The 18,896-nt window shown below is 71.0% G+C and carries 13 protein-coding genes; 6 read left to right on the forward strand and 7 right to left on the reverse strand.

The features are described from left to right. Window positions 1-70: 70 nt before the first annotated feature. The 4 genes from KF837_29865 to KF837_29880 all read left to right on the forward strand — a co-directional run bounded on the left by KF837_29865 (window position 71) and on the right by KF837_29880 (window position 8,453). The gene (locus KF837_29865) at window positions 71-2,482 is read left to right on the forward strand and encodes a DEAD/DEAH box helicase (GenBank protein ID MBX3231568.1); all 2,412 of its coding nucleotides are present in this window, start codon (window positions 71-73) and stop codon (window positions 2,480-2,482) included. A gap of 62 nt (window positions 2,483-2,544) precedes the next feature. Beyond that, on the forward strand, window positions 2,545-4,638 hold the full coding sequence (locus tag KF837_29870; GenBank protein MBX3231569.1) for an IPT/TIG domain-containing protein: 2,094 nt from the start codon (window positions 2,545-2,547) through the stop codon (window positions 4,636-4,638). Window positions 4,639-4,640: 2 nt separating this feature from the next. Further along, window positions 4,641-6,539: an IgGFc-binding protein gene (locus KF837_29875; GenBank protein ID MBX3231570.1), complete on the forward strand. Its 1,899-nt coding sequence runs from the start codon at window positions 4,641-4,643 to the stop codon at window positions 6,537-6,539. A gap of 3 nt (window positions 6,540-6,542) precedes the next feature. Then, window positions 6,543-8,453: an IgGFc-binding protein gene (locus KF837_29880; GenBank protein MBX3231571.1), complete on the forward strand. Its 1,911-nt coding sequence runs from the start codon at window positions 6,543-6,545 to the stop codon at window positions 8,451-8,453. 9 nt (window positions 8,454-8,462) lie between these two features. Here KF837_29880 and KF837_29885 read toward each other — a convergent pair whose 3' ends face one another. The 3 genes from KF837_29885 to ileS all read right to left on the reverse strand — a co-directional run bounded on the left by KF837_29885 (window position 8,463) and on the right by ileS (window position 15,416). Further along, window positions 8,463-10,316 carry a hypothetical protein gene (locus KF837_29885; GenBank protein ID MBX3231572.1) on the reverse strand — a complete coding sequence of 618 codons (1,854 nt, stop codon included), beginning with the start codon at window positions 10,314-10,316 and terminating at the stop codon, window positions 8,463-8,465. 42 nt (window positions 10,317-10,358) lie between these two features. Beyond that, the gene (locus tag KF837_29890) at window positions 10,359-11,669 is read right to left on the reverse strand and encodes a hypothetical protein (protein ID MBX3231573.1); all 1,311 of its coding nucleotides are present in this window, start codon (window positions 11,667-11,669) and stop codon (window positions 10,359-10,361) included. 114 nt (window positions 11,670-11,783) lie between these two features. After that, window positions 11,784-15,416, reverse strand: coding sequence for an isoleucine--tRNA ligase (ileS, locus tag KF837_29895; protein MBX3231574.1), 3,633 nt, complete (start codon window positions 15,414-15,416; stop codon window positions 11,784-11,786). Between the two features lie 54 nt (window positions 15,417-15,470). Between ileS and KF837_29900 the strand changes: the two genes are divergently transcribed. Next, entirely contained in the window at window positions 15,471-16,640 is a 1,170-nt protein-coding gene (locus KF837_29900; GenBank protein ID MBX3231575.1) for a hypothetical protein, read from the forward strand. Window positions 16,641-16,704: 64 nt separating this feature from the next. Here KF837_29900 and KF837_29905 read toward each other — a convergent pair whose 3' ends face one another. Then, entirely contained in the window at window positions 16,705-16,902 is a 198-nt protein-coding gene (locus KF837_29905; GenBank protein ID MBX3231576.1) for a hypothetical protein, read from the reverse strand. After that, on the reverse strand, window positions 16,899-17,330 hold the full coding sequence (locus KF837_29910) for a hypothetical protein (GenBank protein ID MBX3231577.1): 432 nt from the start codon (window positions 17,328-17,330) through the stop codon (window positions 16,899-16,901). Before KF837_29910 ends, KF837_29905 begins: the two co-directional genes overlap by 4 nt. A 151-nt stretch (window positions 17,331-17,481) precedes the next feature. On the opposite strand from KF837_29910, the gene KF837_29915 reads away from it, so the two are divergent. After that, window positions 17,482-18,153 (forward strand): hypothetical protein, encoded by a 672-nt coding sequence (locus KF837_29915; GenBank protein MBX3231578.1) that lies wholly within the window; start codon window positions 17,482-17,484, stop codon window positions 18,151-18,153. A 211-nt stretch (window positions 18,154-18,364) separates the two neighbouring features. On the opposite strand, the gene KF837_29920 is transcribed toward KF837_29915, so the two are convergent. Both KF837_29920 and KF837_29925 read right to left on the reverse strand, forming a co-directional pair. Next, window positions 18,365-18,625, reverse strand: a complete 261-nt coding sequence (locus tag KF837_29920) for an acyl carrier protein (GenBank protein MBX3231579.1) — start codon at window positions 18,623-18,625, stop codon at window positions 18,365-18,367. Further along, window positions 18,625-18,879, reverse strand: coding sequence for an acyl carrier protein (locus tag KF837_29925; protein MBX3231580.1), 255 nt, complete (start codon window positions 18,877-18,879; stop codon window positions 18,625-18,627). Before KF837_29925 ends, KF837_29920 begins: the two co-directional genes overlap by 1 nt. Window positions 18,880-18,896: the final 17 nt, after the last annotated feature.

Here is an 18,896-nt window from a genome sequence, read left to right on the forward strand (position 1 = left end):
CGCACGAAAAGAAGGAAACGGCAGACACCTGCTTGCATGTTCAGCGGCGGATGTTTAGTATCCCTTCCCCATGCCCAACCGCCGGAGAAGCGTCGCCGCGCCCTGGGAAAGCCCGCGCGGGGTCGATGCGGTCGTCGATCGCTGGCTCGAGAGCCGGATCGTGCGGCCGTGCGTGATGGCCGACGAGACGGTGCCCGGCAAGGCCTCGCGCATGGCGCCCTTCCCCGCGGCGCTCCCCACGCAGCTCGCCTTCGCGCTGCGCGGGCGCGGGGTCGAGGAGCTCTACGAGCACCAGGCGCGCGCGTACGCGGCGGTCGAGAGCGGGGCCCGCGGCGTGGTCGTCGCGACGCCGACCGCGAGCGGCAAGAGCTACTGCTTCCATCTCCCTGTGCTCGCGGCACAAATCGCGGACGCGGACGCGCGTGCCATCTACATCTACCCGACGAAGGCGCTCGCGCGCGATCAGGAGGCGAGCCTCCGCGATCTGATGAAGGCGGCCGGCAACGATCGCGGCGCGGTGGTCTACGACGGCGACACGCCCGGCGACGCGCGGCGGGCGGCGCGGGAGCGCTCCGGCATCGTCCTCACGAACCCGGACATGCTGCACGCGGGCGTCCTCCCGCATCACACCGCGTGGGCGCGCACGTTCCAGAACCTCAAGCTCGTCGTGGTCGACGAGCTCCACACGTACAAGGGCGTCTTCGGCTCGCACGTCGCGAACGTGCTCCGGCGCCTCCTCCGCGTCGCGCGGTTCCACGGGTCGAGCCCGATCCTCATCGGCGCGACCGCGACGATCGGCAACCCGCGCGAGCACGCCGCGCGAATGTTCTCGCTCGATCCGGAGGAGATCGCCGCGATCACGGAGAGCGGCGCGCCCGAGGGCGAGCGGCGCGTGTTCCTCTACAACCCACCGGTGGTGAACGACGAGCTCGGCATCCGCGCGAGCTACGTGAAGCAAGCCGTCATGCTCGCGACGGACCTCGTACGCGCGAAGGTCCCCACCATCGTGTTCGGGCAGTCGCGGAACAACGTCGAGGTCATGCTGCGGTACCTGCGCGACAGGGTGCAGCCCGAGATCGACGCGTCTCGGATCATGGGCTACCGCGGCGGCTACCTCCCCGAGCAGCGGCGCGAGATCGAGCGGAAGCTCCGCGAGGGCGAGGTGCTCTGCGTCGTCGCGACGAACGCGCTCGAGCTCGGCATCGACATCGGCGCGCTCGACGCCGTGGTGTGCGCCGGCTACCCGGGCTCGGTCGCGGCGACGTGGCAGCGGTTCGGGCGCGCGGGCCGGCGCAAGGGCCGGAGCATCTGCGTCCTCGTCACCTCGAGCGCGCCGCTCGATCAGTTCCTCGCGCGCGAGCCGGGGTATCTCCTCGGCGCGCCGGTGGAGGAGGCGCGCATCGATCCGGACAACCCGGAGATCCTCGTCCAGCACGTGAAGTGCGCGGCGTTCGAGCTCCCGTTCAAGCGCGGCGAGCGCTTCGGCAACCTCGACGCGGAGGGCACCGCCTCCGCGCTCGAGCTCCTCGAGCGGCATCAGGTCGTGCACGAGAACAACGGCACGTTCCACTGGGCGGCGGACGCGTACCCCGCGAACAACGTGTCGCTCCGGAGCGTCGGCTGGGACAACGTCGTCATCATCGACGCCGAGCGCGACAAAACGCTCGCCGAGATCGACTGGCGCGGCGCGCACTCGATGGTGCACGAGCAGGCGATCTACCAGCACGACGGCGAGTGCTGGCAGGTCGAGCGGTTCGACTACGAGAACCACAAGGCTTTCGTGCGCAAGGTGAAGCCGGACTACTGGACCGACGCGATGACGTACACGACGGTGAGCGTCCTCGAGGAGTTCGGCACCGGACACCTCGCCGAGCCGTGGCCCACCGGCTGGGGTGAGGTCTCGGTCGTGGAGAAGGTCGTCGGCTACAAGAAGATCAAGTTCTACACGCACGAGAACGCGGGCTACGGCGACGTGCGTCTCCCCGAGATGCAGATGCACACGACCGCGTTCTGGCTCACCGTGCCGGAGGAGGTCTGCGCCTCGATCCCGCAAGGCCGCGCCGCGGCGATCGACGGCCTCCGCGGCATCGGCGTCGCGCTCGAGACCGTCGCCACGCTCGCGCTGATGTGCGATCCGCGCGACCTCGGCACGACGATGGGCGACAGCTCGCTCGACGGGCAGACGACGGTGACGGAGGACGGCGAGGTCGTGGCGGTCCCGCGCCGCGTCCGCGGCGGCCCCGCCCCGGGCTACGACCCGACCCTCTTCTTGTACGAGCACACGCCCGGCGGCATCGGGCTCTCCGAGCGCATCTTCGCCCAGCGCGACCTCCTGCTCGCGCGCGCGCTCCGCCTCGTGCAGGGTTGCCCGTGCGCGAGCGGCTGCCCCGCCTGCGTCGGCCCCGCGGGCGAAGATCGCAAGCGCATCGCCGTCACCCTCATGCAACGCGCGCTCGGCAACATGCGCGCGCTCGCCGTCTAGCCCGGCGGCGCGAGGCCACGTAGTCTTCGGGCGTGGCTCGTGTTCGCGCTTGGCTTCTTGGGGTGGCGCTCGGTCCGGTCGCGCTCGGCGTCTTCGGGGCGTGCTTGCCGGGCGCGGGGCCGGGGCTCGCGCTCGACGACGCGGCGGCGCCCGACTTTCAGCTCGGCGGGGACGGCGGCGCCGTGCGCGTCGACGCGGACCTCGGCGATCCGTTCGCGATCGTCGGGCTCACGCCGTCGCATGGGCCCTTCACCGGCGGGACGCGGACGCGCATCGACGGGCGCGGCTTCTCCTCGAAGCTGCGCGTGTTCGTTCGCGAGCGCGAGGTGCCGAGCGAGAGCGTCCTCGCGAGCGATCCGACGCGCGCGGCGATCGACACGCCGCCGGGCGAGCCGGGGTTCGCGGAGGTAAAGGTCCGCGACGACAAGACCGGGATGGAGCGCGTCCTCGCGAACGGGTTCTTCTACGACCCCGTCGTGATCTCGCCGTCCTCCGGCGCGACGAGCGGCGGGACGCGCATCGCGCTCGAAGGCAGCGGGACGAGCTGGGTCGCCGGGACCACCGTCAGCATCGGCGGCGCGGCGTGCTCCGACGTCGTCGTGAGGTCCGCGACGCGGCTCGAGTGCGTCACGCCGGCGGGCGCGCCCGGGGCGAAGGACCTCGTCGTCACCGTGCCCGGCGCATCGCCGGTCCAGGTGCGCGACGCCTTCACCTACTCCGACTCGGTCGACGGCTTCCGCGGCGGCCTCTCCGGCGGCGCGCTCGCGGGGCGGATCAAGGTGATCGCGTTCGATCAGCTCCTCGGCATCCCGCTGCCGGGGGCGCACGTGATCGTCGGCGACGACCTCGCGTCGCGGAGGCGCACGGCGGAGAGCGGCGTCGTCGAGATCCCCGACATCACGACGGACAAGGTCACGATCACGGTGGCGGCGAAGTGCCATGCGCCGATCACGTACGTCGACGTGCCGGTCGACACCGTCACGGTGTACCTCCCCTTCGTCTTCGAGCCGGCGTGCCTCAAGCTCATCGACGAGCTCGAGGACCCCGTGTCGTTCCCGGGCGGCGCGGGCCCGCGCCTCGGCGGCTTCGTCGACGGCGAGGTCATCTTCCCGAGCGGCACGCAGGAGTTCGACCGCGGCGTGTGGACGACGGTCCCTCTCCCCAAGAAGCCGACCGAGCGACGCGCGGCCTACCTCTTCGAGGCGTCGACGTCGCCGAACGGCGTGTTCCAGCTCCCGCCCGCCTCGCAGGCGATCACGCCGGAGACCGACGGCACCACCGGATACAAGTACTCGCTCCTCACCTTCCCCGGCAACGCGACCGTGTACGCGATCGCGGGGCTCGAGGACCGGAGCGATCCGGCGAACCCGCAGTTCACGCCGTACTCGATGGGCGTCGTGCGCGGCGTCAACGTCCCCTCGCGCGAGCGCGTCAGCGCGATCGACATCAAGATGGACATCTTGTTCGATCACGAGGTGCGCATCGCGGCCAACCCGCCGCCGCCCGCGATGCGCGGCCCCGATCGCTTCAACGCGTCGATCGCGCTCACCCTCGGCGCGAGCGGCTACGCGATCCTTCCGCGCGGCACGCGCACGAGCGCGCTCCCCACCCCCGAGGAGATCTCCTTCGTCGGCGTGCCCGCGCTCGATCGCGCGCTCGCGAACGAGCAGTACGTCATCGGCGGGATCGCGGCGACGGGCGACTTCCTCCAGCTCCCCGCGAGCGTGGTCTCGCGCGTGCGCACGAGCGACGCGAACGGCCCGGTGTCGCTCGGCGGCTTCCTCCCCGTCCCCGTGCCGAAGGCGCCGAGCGCCGGCGTCTGGAACGGCACGCGCGTCGAGGTCGAAGGGGTCGGCGCGAACGCGAGCCTCAACGAGCTCACCGTCTCCTCCGCCGACGGCCTCGTGGTCTGGACCATCATAGCGCCCGGCAACGTCTCCGCGTTCGACCTCCCGAACCTCGCCGCGCTCACGGCGGGGACGGAGGACGATCCGCCGGTGGGCATCCGCGAGGGCCGCGTCGTCACGAACGTCTACAGCGCGCGCATCGATCGCTTCGAGTACGGCGCGCTGCGGAGCGGGCAGCTCAGCGCGGGGGCGTGGAACGCCTACGCCGCCGACACCGTCGTCGGCGTCTACGCCCCGCCGGGGAAGTGACGATGCGTGCACGCGCGCTCGCGGCCGCGGCGCTCCTCGTTGCCGCCGGCTCGTGCCGGTTCGATCCGTCGTACCGCGACGAGCTCGAGCCGATCGTCGACCCCTGCGTCGAAGGCGTGGTGCAGTGCAGCGGCGCGACGCTCGCGCGCTGCGAGGGGAAGAAGCTCGTCCCGATCGACGAGTGCGGCGCGCGCTCGCTCACCTGCGCGCCGTCGCTGCTCCGCTGCACGCCCTGCCTCCCGGGCGGGACCGTGTGCGCGGGGCAGGAGCTCCATCGCTGCACGGCGGAGGGAGAGCTCGGGGAGACGATGGTCACCTGCGACGGCGACAAGGGCGAGGAGTGTCGGCTCGACGGCTGCGTGAACCTCTGCACCGAGGCGGCGCAGATCAAGTCGAACGTCGGCTGCGAGTATTGGGGCGTCGACCTCGACAACGCGGTGACCTCCTCCGGCAACGCGGCCGCGCAGCAATACGCGATCATCGTCAGCAACCCGCATCCGCAGATCGTCGCGCGCGTCACGGTGGAGGAGGACACCGCGAAGCCGGGCGAGCCCGCGAACGTCCGCACCGTCGCGCAGGCGTCGGTCGGCCCGCGCAGCCTCGAGGTCTTCCGCCTCGGCCCGAAGGAGGTCGACGGCTCGACGCCGGACGGACCGCCGAACAACGGCACCCACACCGCGCTCACGCGAGGTGCGTTCCGCGTCCGGTCGCACGTCCCGATCGTCGCGTACCAGTTCAACCCGCTCGACAACGTCAACGTCTTCTCGAACGACGCGTCGCTCCTCCTCCCGACCTTCGCCCTGACCACGACCGGGCGCCGCTCCTACGTCGTCGCGAGCTGGCCGCAGACGATCGCGCGGAGCGACGTGCCGGACACCACCTTCCGCTCCGACCTCCGCGCCTTCCTCACGATCGTGGGGACCGCGCCCGACACGAAGGTCCACCTGAAGACGAAGGCGCGCATCGTCCCCGGCGGCCCGTTCGAGGACGGCGTGCCGAAGGACGGCGAGGTCGACGCGACGCTGCAGCCGTTCGACGTCCTGAACCTCGAGACCGGCGACTTCAACGCCGACTTCACCGGCTCGCTCATCGACGCCGACGGTCCCGTCGTCGTGTTCGTCGGCAGCGAGGCGAGCGACGCCCCGTTCTTCGAGAAGCTCAGCGATCGCTACTGCTGCGCCGACCACCTCGAGGACCAGCTCACGCCGCTCCGCGCGGTCGGCAAGCGCTACGCGATCGGACGCGTCCCGAGCCGCACGCGCGCGCTCGCCTCCGCCGGGGCCGCGATCGCGCCGTTCAACGAGCCGGAGTACTACCGCGTCGTCGCCACCGCGGAGGGCGCGACGACGGTGACGACGACGCTCGGCGGCGAGCCCGCGACCTTCGTCCTCGACGGCGAGGGCGCGCACAAGACGTTCGCCGCCGATCGCGACTTCGTGCTCAACGCGACGAAACCCGTCATCGTCGCCGACGTGCAGGCGAGCCAGGACGCGGCCGGGATCAAGTCGAACCTCCCCGGCGGCGATCCGAGCATCACGCTCCTGCCGCCGGTCGAGCAGTGGCGCCTCGACAACGTCTTCCTCACGCCCGACAAATACTCGTTCGACTTCGTCGTCATCTCCGCCCCCGCCGGCGCGACCGTCTTCCTCGACGGCCTCCCCGTCGACGCGAAGCTCTGCGAGGTCGCGCCGAACGGCTTCGAGTTCCAGGTCTTTCGCTGCCAGCTCTCCTTCCCCGCCTACGACGCGGCGAAGGCGGAGCTGCTCCCCGGCCGCCAGAACGACGGCGTCCATCGCGTGCAGTCGGACGTGCCGGTGGGCGTGATCGTGTACGGCTTCGATCGGTTCGTCAGCTACGCCTACGCCGCGGGCACGCAGCTCGTCGACGTCGACCCGAACTGACGGATGCGGCGGGCGGTCGTCCTCCTCTCCGTCGGGCTCCTCGTCGCGGCGTGCCGCTTCGATCCCGCGTACCGCGACGTCCTCGAGCCGCTCGGCGCGACGTGCACCGAGGGCGCGATCGCGTGCCGGGGCGCGAAGCTCACCCGCTGCGACGCGAGCGCGATCACGGTGCTCGACGACTGCGGCGCGCGCGGGCTCGCCTGCGCCGACGTCCTCGGCGCGTGCTCCTTCTGTGTCCCCGGCGCCCTCGAGTGCGAGGGCAACGACGTCATGAAGTGCGCCGATGACGGGCAGACCCGCGACGTCGCCGAGCGCTGCGACGGCGCGGCCGGGATCGCCTGCGAGCGCGGCGCGTGCGTCGATCTCTGCGCCGACGCGCGGGCGAAGCGCTCGAACGTCGGCTGCGAGTACTGGCCGGTCGACCTCGACAACGTCGTGCTCCCCGACGGAAACGCCGCGATCCAGCAGTTCGCCGTCATCGTGACGAACCCGCACCCGACCCTCGCCGCGACGATCACGGTCGAGGAGGACCTCTCCGCGCCCGGCACGCCCGCCGCCGATCCGCGGAAGGTCCTCACCGTCTCGCTCCCGCCCGGACAGCTCGAGGTCATCAAGCTCGGGCCGAAGGAGGTCGACGGCTCGCCGCCGGGGATGCCGAACACCGGGACCGGGACCGCCCTCACGCGCGGCGCGTTCCGCCTTCGCTCGACGGCGCCGATCATCGCGTACCAGTTCAACCCGCTCGAGAACGTCAACGTGCGCTCCAACGACGCGACGGTGCTCCTCCCCACCTCCGCGCTCGCGGGCGAGAGCGTCCGCTACGTCGTCGCGGGCTGGCCGCAGACGATCGCGCAGACCGACGAGCCCGCGACGAACTACGGCCAGCATCTCCGCGCCTTCCTCACCGTCGTCGGCACCGCCCCCGACACGAAGGTGAAGATCACGCCGACCGCGCGCGTGATCGCGGGCGGTCCGTTCCCGCAAGGGATCGCGAAGGGGACGCCGATCGAGGTCACGCTCCAGCCCTTCGACGTCCTGAACCTCGAGACCGGCGACTTCAAGGCCGACTTCACCGGCTCCACCGTGCAGGCCGATCGCGCGATCGTCGTCTACGTCGGGAGCGAGGCGAGCGACGCGCCGATCTACGACGTCCTCCGCGACCGGCAGTGCTGCGCGGACCACCTCGAGACGCAGGTCGTCCCCGTCCGCGTCGTCGGCAAACGCTACGCGATCGGCCGCATGCCGAACCGCAGCCGCGCCGTGAGCGCCGCCGGCGCGCCGGTCGGGCTCTCGCCGGAGCCGGAGCTCTACCGCGTCGTCGCGGCGACCGAAGGGACGACCCACGTGACGACGACGCTCGATCCGCCGTGGGACGCCTTCGACCTCGACGGCGCCGGCGCGAACGTGATCATCGACGCGCTCCGCGACTTCCGGCTCGAGGCGTCGGCGCCGGTCCTCGTCGCCGACGTGCAGGTCGGCCAGCAAGCGGCCGGCATCCGGATCGAGAGCGGCCTCCCCGGCGGCGATCCGAGCTTGCTCCTCGTCCCGCCGATCGAGCAATGGCGGAGCGAATACGTCGTCCTCACGCCCGACAAATACGCGTTCGACTTCCTCGTCGTCACCGCGCCGAACGGCGTCTCGGTCTTCGTCGACGGGCTGCCGGCGGGCCCCGGGCTCTGCGACGTGAACGCGGACGCGACGACGGGCTTCACCGTGTACCGCTGCCAGCTCTCGTTCCCGATCCTCGATCCGGCGCGCCAGCCGCCCGACAACGTCCAGCCCGGGGAGCAGAACGACGGAGTCCATCGCGTCGTCGCCGACGCGCCGGTGAGCGTCCTCGTCTACGGCTTCGACTACCGCGTAAGCTACGCGTACGCCGGCGGCACCGAGCTCGTCGACATCAACCCCGATTGATCGGCGCGCCTACCGCGTGTAGCGCATCGGCGCGAGCTTCCACTCCGTGAGGAGCGGGATCCGCGCGGACGGACCCGACTGCCGGACGGCGCGCGCGCAGTCCTCGTCCGTGATGCGGCGCGGACCGAACGGCGACGCGTCGGAGGCGTCGGAGTCCATGAGGAGCGTCGGCGTGTCGACGCCGTAGTCGTCGGGGTGACCGGGCTCGTCGAGGATCACGTGCCCGAGCTCGTGCGCGAGGGTGAGGCTCGTCCGCCGCGCGCGCACGCCGGCGCGATCGAGGATGACGACGTTGCGCATGCTGGAGCCGTCGCTGCCGATGAACGACTCGCCGATGCGGCCGCCGCCGCCGAAGAACGGGACGACGATGACCTCGATCGTCCGCGGATCGCCGTCGTCGACCGCCTTCACGAGCGCGCGCTCCTCGAGCGTGCCCGCGACGGAGTCGGTGTCGCCGAAGTGCTGGAGGCCGTCGCTCAGGTCGACCGCGCCGACGCGGACCGTCATCGTCTTCTCGGTCGACGAAGACAGCTCCGCGTTCGCGAGCTGGCCATCGGCCTTGCGGAGCAGCACGTCGACGCTCGGCGCCGCGCCGGACGAGATGCGCGCGTTCTCGGAGACCGCCGCCTTGAAGCCGGCCGCGAGCGCGACGCGCTGCAGCTCGAGCGCGGCCTGGCGCGTGGACCATCCCGGCTTCAGCGTGAACGCGACCGCCTTGCCTTCGATCTTGAGCCGCACGTCGCCGCCGGTCGCGGGGAGACCGAGGTCGTCGCCGAGCGCGACGAGGTAGGCCGGCGGCGGGTTCACGAGCTTCACGTCGAGCTGGGAGGTGACGCCGAACGAGAGGCCGCACTGGCCCCACGTCGCCGACGCGACCGCGAGCTCCTGCCGGACCGCCGCGATCGCGCCCGCGTCGGTGCCGCCGACCGACGGCGCGCCGCCGGGCGTGAGGCGCATGACGATCGGCCGGATCGTGACGCGGTAACGCCCGATCGCGCCGGCGCTCGTGTGGCGCGGGCCCGCGACGCGGATCGCCTGGAGCTTCTTCCCCTTCGCGTCGCGCACGACGATCGCGCCGCCGACCTCGGCCTTCAGCGATCGCATCGAGACGAGCGGGTGGCGACGGTCGACGTCGTCGACGACGAGGCGGAGCGGCGCGCTCGCGACGCAGGCGAGGTCGGCGCGACCGGCGTCGCACGCCGCGCGGGCGAAGGGCGGAGAGAGGGTGTCGATCGACGTACCGTCGGCGGCGAGGGACTCGACCGCGATCGTGCCGAGCGACGCGCCGAGCGGCGACGAGAGCACGACGCGCAGCGCGTCGGGATCGTCGACGATCTGCTCGACGTCCTCGAGATCGATGCGCGCCGGCGGCGTGCGATCGAGCGAGGCCCGCTCCGTCGCGAGATCGACGACGCGCTTCTGGCCGTCGCGCATGCCGACGCCGTGGACGTCGATCGCGAGCCCGCTCTCGCGGCGATCGGGCCAGCGCACGGTGAGGAGCACGCTGCCGGCCGAGACCCCCTGCACCTGCGCGCCGGCGGGGACGCGCTCGCCCCACGCGACGACGCGGCCGCCGCTCAAGAGCCGCGCGTGCTCGTGGCCCTTCGCGGGCGTGAGCGTCGCGCCGGCGAAGCGGCCCTCGAGCGTGAGCGCGTCGACGCGCGCGGCGGGGGTGACGACGTCGGTCGTCGCGTCGGCGCGATCGTCCGCGTCGTCGTCGTCGCGATCGGCGACGAGGGAGATGCGCTCGGTGATCGGCGGCGTGACGCCGTCGGTCGCTTGCGAGGTCACCTTCGCCGCGCGCTCCTGCGCGTGCGCCCGCGTCGTCAGGCCTCCGAGGAGGACGAGGCAAGCGAGAGGCAAAGCGCGCGAGACCAACTCATGGAGTGTAGCCTCGATTCGCGATTATTCGAGCCAACCCCACTGGATCCAGCGGAGCGCGGTCTCGGAGGTAACGACGAAGTCGGCCTCGCGGTGCGTCGCGTGGGCGGCCCGCACGAGCGCGCCCCACGCCACGCTCGTGAGCGAGCGCGACGTCGTGAGCTCGTCCGAGAGGTCGCGCGCCTTCTGCCGGACGGCGGCGCGCTCCGGCCCGGAGGCGGAGTCCCAGAGCGCCGCGACGGCAAGCCCGCGGAGCTCGTCGCGCTTGCCGTCGAGCGCGCACTCGACGAGGGCGGCGCGCATGTCGTCGCGGCCGTGGTCGCGCGCGAGGTACGAGGCGGCGCGCACCGCGACCTCGTCCGCGAGCGGCGTCGTCTTCGCGAGGCCCTCGAGCATGGGCTTGCAGCTCGGAGCGCGAGCGTGCGCCATGCGGAAGAGGAAGGTGGTGTCCCGATCGGCGCTCGGCCGATCGGAGAGGCGCGCGACGAGCTCGACGGTGGGGCGCGTCGCCGGCGACGGCACCGCCGGCGCGTTCGGGGTCACGCTCGCGCGCGTCTCGGCGAGGGCCCACGAGACGAGCGACCACGCCGCCCGCGCGCTCGTCGGTCCGACGTTGGCCTTCTGCGTCGCCTCGAGGAACGGCCCGTCGTCTCCCGCCTTCGCCGCGACGTCGGCGAGGACGAGCCAGCGGCCGAGGTGACGCTCAGCGCCGCGCAGCACCGCGAGCGCGGGCCCGACCGAGACGGCGATCGGCTCCGCGCGCGTGAGCGGAACGAAGAGGTCCACGCAGAGCGAGATGCGGTGGCTCTCCTTGATCATCGGCGCGATGGCGGTGAGGTGCGCGCCGTTCGACTCGCGGCGGCACACGCGCGCGGTCTCGGCGCCGAAGGCGAGGTGCGACTGACGGCTCGCGGCGAGCTTCCCGAGCGGCGCGGCGAGGGACGTATCGCGACAGAAGCACGCGGCGCTCAGGGTGGCGTTGCCGCCGGCGTCGTCGGCGGCGAGCGCGGCCTTGAGGATCGTGGCGGCGCGCGGATCGTTCTCCTCCGCGACGGTGCGGATGCTCGCGGCGTACAGCTCGCGCGCGAAGGAGCCGCGCCGGACCATGACCGACGCGGCCTCGGCGATCGTGCCGCGGAGGGCGGGGCTGAGCCGACCGATCGCGCGGAGCGCGCCGCCGAGCTTCACCTCGCTCGCGGGCTTGCGCTTCAGCGCGGCGTCGAGCTCGTCTTCGAAGCGCGCCCGCGTCGCCTTGTCGACGATCTCCGTGCGCGCGACCGACGGCTTCGCCGGACGCACATCGATGCGCTTCGCCTTGCCCGTCTGCGTCGCCATTCCCCCGCCGAGGATTATCACAGCACGACGTGAGTCGACCTTCGATCGACCGCGCGACGAATAATAGGTGCGCGCGTTGGATCTTCTTGACTACGAACGCGCATCACGACCCCGCTAGGAGCGCGCGATCGTCAGCCGGACCTGATCGCCTTCGACGTCGACCTCGCGCGCGGCGGCGCCGGCAGGAGCGAGCGTCACGGTCGTCGCGAGGCACTCGCCTACGATCACCTTCTCGTTCGCGGTGACGACGCGCTTCGTGCGGTCGGTGCCCTCGATCGTGAGCGCGATGCGGTCGACGAACTCGAGGCCGAGCTCCTTGCGCGCGGTCTGGATGCGGTTCAACAGCTCGCGCAGGTAGCCGAGGTCCTTGAGCGCGTCGTCGAGGCGCGTGTCGAGTACGACGACGCCGATCCGTCCGCCCGCCGCCGCCCAGCCCTCCTTCGCGTCGAACGCGACCTCGACGTCCTCGCGATCGAGGTCCACGCCGTGCACGTTCGCCTTGCCGTCGGCGAGCAGCTTGCCGACGAGCGCCTGCGCGTCGGCCGCGCTCATCGCGCCCATCGACTTCTTCAGGTCCTGCGCCTGCTTCCCCATCCCCTTCTGCCCGAGGGTGCGGAAGTTCGGCTTCACCTTGTACGTGACGTACTCGTCCGCCTGGCTCGTGAGCACCTCGACCTCGAGCACGTTGAGCTCGTCCGCGATCATCTCGTGGTACGGCGCGAGGCGGTCCGCCATCGTCGCGTCGGCGAGGATCAGCTTCGCGACGCCGAGCGGCTGGCGCACCTTCAGCTTCGCCTGCGTGCGGACCTGGAGGCCGAGGCTGACGAGGTCGCGCACCGCCTCGATCGAGCGCGAGAGGCCGCGATCGACGAGCGCCGCGTCGTGGGCCGGCCACGTCGTGAGGTGGACCGACGCGTCGGCGTGGCCCGCGCCCTTCACCGCGAGGTTCCGCCAGATCGTGTCGCTGAGGTACGGCGTGAACGGCGCCATCACCCGCGCGACGGTCGTGAGGCACGTGTAGAGCGTCTCGTACGCCGCGCGCTTGCTCGCGCCGAGCCTGCCCTCCTCGAGCGGAGACCAGAAGCGATCGCGCGAGCGGCGGACGTACCAGTTCGAGAGCGCGTCGACGAACGCGGTGATGCGGCCCGTCGCGGTGTAGAGGTCGTAGCCGTCGAGGTCCTTCGTGACGGCGTCGACCATGAGGTGGAGCTCGGAGAGGATCCAGCGATCGATCTCCGGCCGCTCCTTCGGCGGGATCGGCGCCTGGGTGGGGTCGAAGCCGTCGATGTTCGCGTAGATGGTGAAGAACGAGTAGACGTTCCGGAGCTTGACCAGCGTCTCCTTCTGGAGCTCACGCACGTTCGCGAGCGAGTGGCGCGTGTTCGACCACGGCGGGTTCGACGCGTAGAAGAACCAGCGGAACGCGTCCGCGCCCGGCGACGGCATCGACGGATCGATGAGCGCGACGCGCTGATGCTCGGGGAGGAACGGCACCTCGGAGGGCTTCAGGCTCGCGGGGGCGAGCGTGAGCTTCAACTCCGCGCGGTCGGCTTCGTGGAGCACGACCACGCGGCGCGGGAGGCCCTTGCCGATCTTCGCCGTCATCGTGGTGTCCTTCCCGACGATGACCTTCGCGCCCTCCTTGAGGTCCATGCCCTCGAGGTCTTCCTTCGCGATGAAGGCGGTCCCCTTCTCCGCGGCGACGCCCTTGTGCTCGCCGGCGACGGCGAACTGCATCTCGACCTTGTCGAGGATGATGTCGGGGCTCGTGTAGTTGCCCTTCGACTTCGACTCCTTCTTGCCCTCCTTGTCCGAGACGAGACCGAGGACGATGCACGTCTTGTACGGATGCGGGATCGAGCGGACCGGCGCGAGGCCGTACTTCTTCTGCGTCTCCTCGTCGAACACGAGCGTGGAGATCATGAGGAGCGAGTAGAACCAGCCGCGGGTCTGGTCGATCGCCTCGCTGATGAAGTCGGCGGGGAAGCTCTGCTTGAACTCCTCCTGGCCTTTGTGCGGGAAGCCCCACTGCGCGAACGGCATGCAGCCGGAGTCGAACCAGCAGTCGATGACCTCGGGCACGCGGCGGTAGGTCCCCTCCTCGCCCGGGTTCTGCCACGTGACCTGATCGATCCACGGCTTGTGGACGATGAGGTGGTCGTTGAGCGACGGGTCCTTCTTCTTCGCCTCGCTCCAGTGATCGAAGGCGCGCGGGTTCTTCGCGAGGATCGCGTCGACCGAGGACGGCGTCTCCATCTTGCCGGTCACGTCGTTGATCCAGACGTTGAGCGGCGTGCCCCAGTAGCGCTCGCGCGAGAGCGCCCAGTCGACGTTGTTCGCGAGGAAGTCGCCCATGCGTCCTTCCTTGATGTGCTCGGGCAGCCAGCTCACCGCGCGGTTGTTCGCGATCGCCTGGTCCTTGAGCTGCGTCGTGCGGATGTACCACGCGGGGCGCGCGAGCTGGATGAGCGGGTCCTGGTCGGAGCGCCAGCAGAACGGGTACGGGTGGCGGTACTGCTCGGCGTGGATGAGGAGGCCCTTCGCCTTGAGGTCCTCCTGGAGGTCCTTGTCCGCCTCCTTCACCCAGCGGCCGGCGTAGCCGCGACCGACGTCCTTCATCTCGTCGATGAACGTGCCGTCCGGCTTCACCGCGCAGAAGATGGCGGCGTCCGCGCCGTAGAGCTTCCGGTGCGCCTGGAAGTCGTCCTCGCCGAACGCGGGCGCGATGTGGACGATGCCGGTGCCGGCGTCGAGCGTGACGAAGTCGGCGGTGATCACGCGCCAGGCCGTGTCGGGCGCGCCTTCTTTGAAGAGGTCGAAGGGCGGCTCGTACCGCTGCCCTGCGAGCGCGCCGGCGGGGAGCGTCTCGACCACGGTGAGGTCGGTGCCGAGCTTCTTCGCGACGGCGTCGACGAGGTCCTTCGCGACGACGAGCTCCATCTCGAGCGCCTTCTTCGTCGCGGCGGACTTCACCTTCTCGGGATCGCCTTTGACGACGGCGTACTCGTACTTCGGGTTGATCGCCGCGTACATGTTGGACGGCAGGGTCCACGGCGTCGTCGTCCACACCGCGAGCGCGCGCTTCGGGTGGCCGGCGAGGGGGAACGCGACGAACACGGACGGATCGTCGACCTCCTTGTAGCCGAGGCCGACCTCGGCGGAGGAGAGCGCGGTGCCGCCCTGGGCCCACCACCAGACGACCTTGTGGCCCTGGTAGAGGAGGCCCTTCTCGAAGAGCTGCGAGAGCGCCCACCACACGCTCTCGACGTAGGAGCGGTGGTACGTGACGTACGCGTTCTCGAGGTCGGCCCAGTAGGCGACGCGCTCGGTGTTGTACTCCCAGACGTTCGTGTACCGGAACACGGACTCGATGCAGCGCTTCACGAACGGCTCGACGCCGTAGGCCTCGATCGCGGCCTTGCCGTGGATGTGGAGCTCCTTCTCGACCTCGACCTCGACCGGGAGCCCGTGCGTGTCCCAGCCCGCCTTGCGCGCGACGTGGTAGCCGCGCATCGTCTTGTAGCGAGGGAAGAGGTCCTTCACGACGCGCGTGAGGACGTGGCCGTTGTGCGGGAGGCCGTTCGCGGTGGGGGGGCCTTCGTAGAAGACGAAGGGGGCGCCGCCCTTCGTCTTCGCGAGCGACTTCTCGAAGATCTTCCCCTCTTTCCAGAACGCGAGGATCTCTCGCTCGTCGCGCGGGAAATCGAGCTCGGTGCGGACCTTGTCGAAGCGAGGCGTCGTCGTCATGGGGAGCCGGAGTTTGTACCAGGGGCCGCCGGCCTCTGGTAGCACCCTGGAAGCATGCGCACGCGGCTCCCGCTCTGCACCCTCGCGAGCGTGCCGAGCGCGCTGGGCGCGCTGTGCATGCTGAGCGTGCTGAGCCTCGCGTCCGTCGCGCGCGCGCAGGGCGTCGCGCTCTCGCGCTTCGAGCCGGCGCCGCGCGGGAGCCGCTTCTTCTACGCCGACTCGCTCGACCTCGGCCGTGCCGATCCGGCCGACACGCGTCCGCTCGTCGCGGCGGGCGTCGCGGCGAGCTGGGCGCCGCAGCTCAACACGTGGGGCGACCTCTCGCAGGGCAGGCGCAACACGCTCGTCCGCCACACGACGGAGCTCCATCCTTCTGCCTCGGTCGCGCTCGTGCCGGGCGCGCGGTTCGCGCTCTCGGTGCCGGTCGTCGCCTACCAGCGGGGCGAGAACACGAGCCTCTCCGGCATCCGCTACCTCGCGCCGGTCACGCCGGCGGTCGGCGACGTCCGCGCGAGCTTCGACCTCCGCTTCTTCGGCTCGCCGTCGCGCGACGTGAACGGCTTCGCGATCGCGGGCGGCGTCGTCGCCTGGCTCCCGACCGGCTCCTCCGCCGCCTACGCGAGCGACGACTTCACGCGCTTCGCGATCAACCTCTCCGCCGCCGCCCGCTACCGCTGGCTCCTCGCCTCGACACGTGTAGGTTACACATTTCGCCGCGACGCCTACTTCGGCGGCTCGCGCGTCGGCCCGGAGGTCAACGCCGCCGCCGGCGTCGCGGCGACGTGGCGGAAGATGACGCTCGGCCCGGAGCTCGTCGCATCGTCGGTCATCGACTCCGAGCTCGCGAAGCGCGCGACGCCGGTGGAGCTCCTCGTCGGCCTGCACGACGACGTGGGCCCGCTCCGCCTCGGCGCCGCGGTCAGCTTCGCGCTCGTCCGGGGCATGGGCACCGCCGACGTCCGCGGCGTCTTCACCGTCGAGTGGCTCGGCCCCGACGTCACCGAGCTCCGCGACCACGACCACGACGGCGTCCCCGACCACGAGGACCTCTGCCCCGAGCTCGCGGGCCACACGGACCGCGGCGGCTGCCCGCCGAGCCCCGCGCCCACGGAGCCGCCCCCTCCTCCCGAGCCCACGAACCCACCGCCCGAGCCCACGGACGAGCCACCAGCGCTACCCCCAGCGCCGGACCCTCCCCTCGAGCCCACGGACCCTGCTCGATAGTCGAAGCGACTTTACGTGCATGATGCACGAGAACGACGGCTGCCGCATCGTGAAGCGGAGCTCGTTAGTCGCCGTCCTCGCGACGCGAGAACCGCGCGAGCTCGAGGCACGTGGTGAGCAGGCTCGACGCCTCTCGGAGGCGCGCTTCGATCGCGTCCGGAGACAGGTCGATCTTCGCGTCGAGGCGCCGATCGGCCCGGAGATCGCTCAACGCGCTCGCTCGCCGGAGACGCGCTTCGACCTCTTCCGGCGAGGGGATCATCGGTCGATCTCCCTGAGCTTCTCGATGTCAGCGACGTCGAGCGGCCGCGCCGCCGCCGCCTTCATCGCGATGAGAGCATCCCGCGAGACGACCGAGAGCCCGCGACCCCCGGCGGTGAGGCGCTGTCGCGAGGTCCACGCCGAGAGCAGCGGCTCGTCGGCGAGAATGAGGTCGAGCGTCATGATCTCGCTTGGCGTTCCTGCCTTGCCTGGCTCGGCACGACTGACGCGCTGGAGCCGCATTCCATCACGAAAGGTCATCGGCAGCGCCCGGATGTCCTTGGTGGCGCGAGGAGCTCCCCACACCGCGACCGCGAGACCACCTACCAGCGCATACTCGACGGAATCACGATCGAGCTCGTCGACGAGCGCCATCAGCTCCTCGAACAGCGTCACGTCGGTGAGCATAGCGCGTTCGAGCGTGCCCATCGGTCAGAGCCCCGCACCGGAGGTGTTGCGCAATGGGTGATGGACCGAGGATCCACGTCGAAGGGCGTGACGGGATGCGGCGGGGACCACATTCCCGGTGATTTTGCGGGTCGGGGGATGGAACGAAGCGTGCTCGCTTCAGATCGGGTCCATGTCGTTCGTCCTTCCCGGCAATGCTCGCCAGCTCCGCTTCACCGGCGAAGCGAAGGCGTTCACCGGCGACGACACGGGCGCCCCGGTCGCGCTCGGCAAGCCCCGCGTTCGCAAGGCGACCACCACGCCGCCGCCGGCTCCGATCCCCACGCCGTCGATGACGCCCGCGCCGATGGCGACCTCGCGTCCGCGCAACACGACCGGCCCGCAGAGCATGACGCCGGCCTCCCCCGGCAACAGTCATCGTCTCAACACGCCGGTCCCGCAGTACACCGGCGCGAGCCCGTCGATCCGCGCGAAGCGTGGCGACGTCGACGAAGAGATGCAGACGATGGCGCTCGATCGCGAGTGCCACGACGTCCTCCCCGACGGCCTCAGCGGCCAGGGCGGCCTCAGCCCGACCCGCCGTCCCCCGCCGTCCGCCTCCGCGCGCGGCCCCGCCCCGGCCCCGGCGCCGATCCCGCACTTCCGCCCCGCCAACGGCGGCGCGCAGGTCCAGATGCAGACCGTGCTCGCCCCCAACGCCGACGGAAGCAAGCCGAAGGGCGCCCCCCTCGCGCTCTGGCTCTTCGCCGCCGTCCTCGCGGGTATCCTGAGCTACCACGTCACGCCGGCGATCATGAGCCACTTCGAGCCCCCACCCGCCGCGAAGATCACTCCGGCCATCTAGGCTCTCGGTACCCTCAGCGTCAGCCACTCGCCCGCGTCCGGCGGTCGAGACAGCGCGGGCGATAGGCGAGCTTGTAGAGGCGACTCGCAAGCGACGCGCTCCACGTCGAGATTTTCTTTAGGCGTGCACGACTCTCCAGTCCGCCGCTACGCCTTCGGTATGCGGCGTCGCGTCGGCGTAACCGCCGCCGCCCTTGCGGACGCTGCGATGGCTACTCCGCGGCGTTGACGGTGGCGTCGGTGTCGGCGCCTCGCTTCTTTTGGACGAGGGCCATCGCGTTGTTGAGGGTGGTGACCTCGACGAGCTCGGCGTCGGCGATCTTCACCTGGTACTTGCGCTCGATCGCCGCGACGATTTCGACGCCCATCATCGAGTCGATGCCGAGGTCCTTGAACGCCACGTCGTCGGGGATTTCGTCCTTTTCGGCGATCTCGGCGATCAGCGCGCGGAGCTCTTCTTTAAGGTTCGTCATCAGGTCCTCTGCTCCTGTTTCCTCGATTCGACGGCGTTGAGCAAATCTTCGACAGTCACGACGCCGGCGAGACACTCGTCCGGGATCTGGATGCGCAGCTCGCGCTCGAGCGAGCCGATGATCTCCAGCATCCCCAGCGAGTCGATCCCCAGCTCCGCGATCTTCGAGCTCTCCATCACTCCCTGAAAGTCCCGCTCCGCGACCTCGGTCGCCGTGTTGCGGAAGGTGTCGAGGAGCTCGGAACGACTGGGCATGACTTCGTGGTCTCGAA

The organism is Labilithrix sp., assembly GCA_019637155.1.
Taxonomy (GTDB): Bacteria; Myxococcota_A; Polyangia; order Polyangiales; family Polyangiaceae; genus Labilithrix.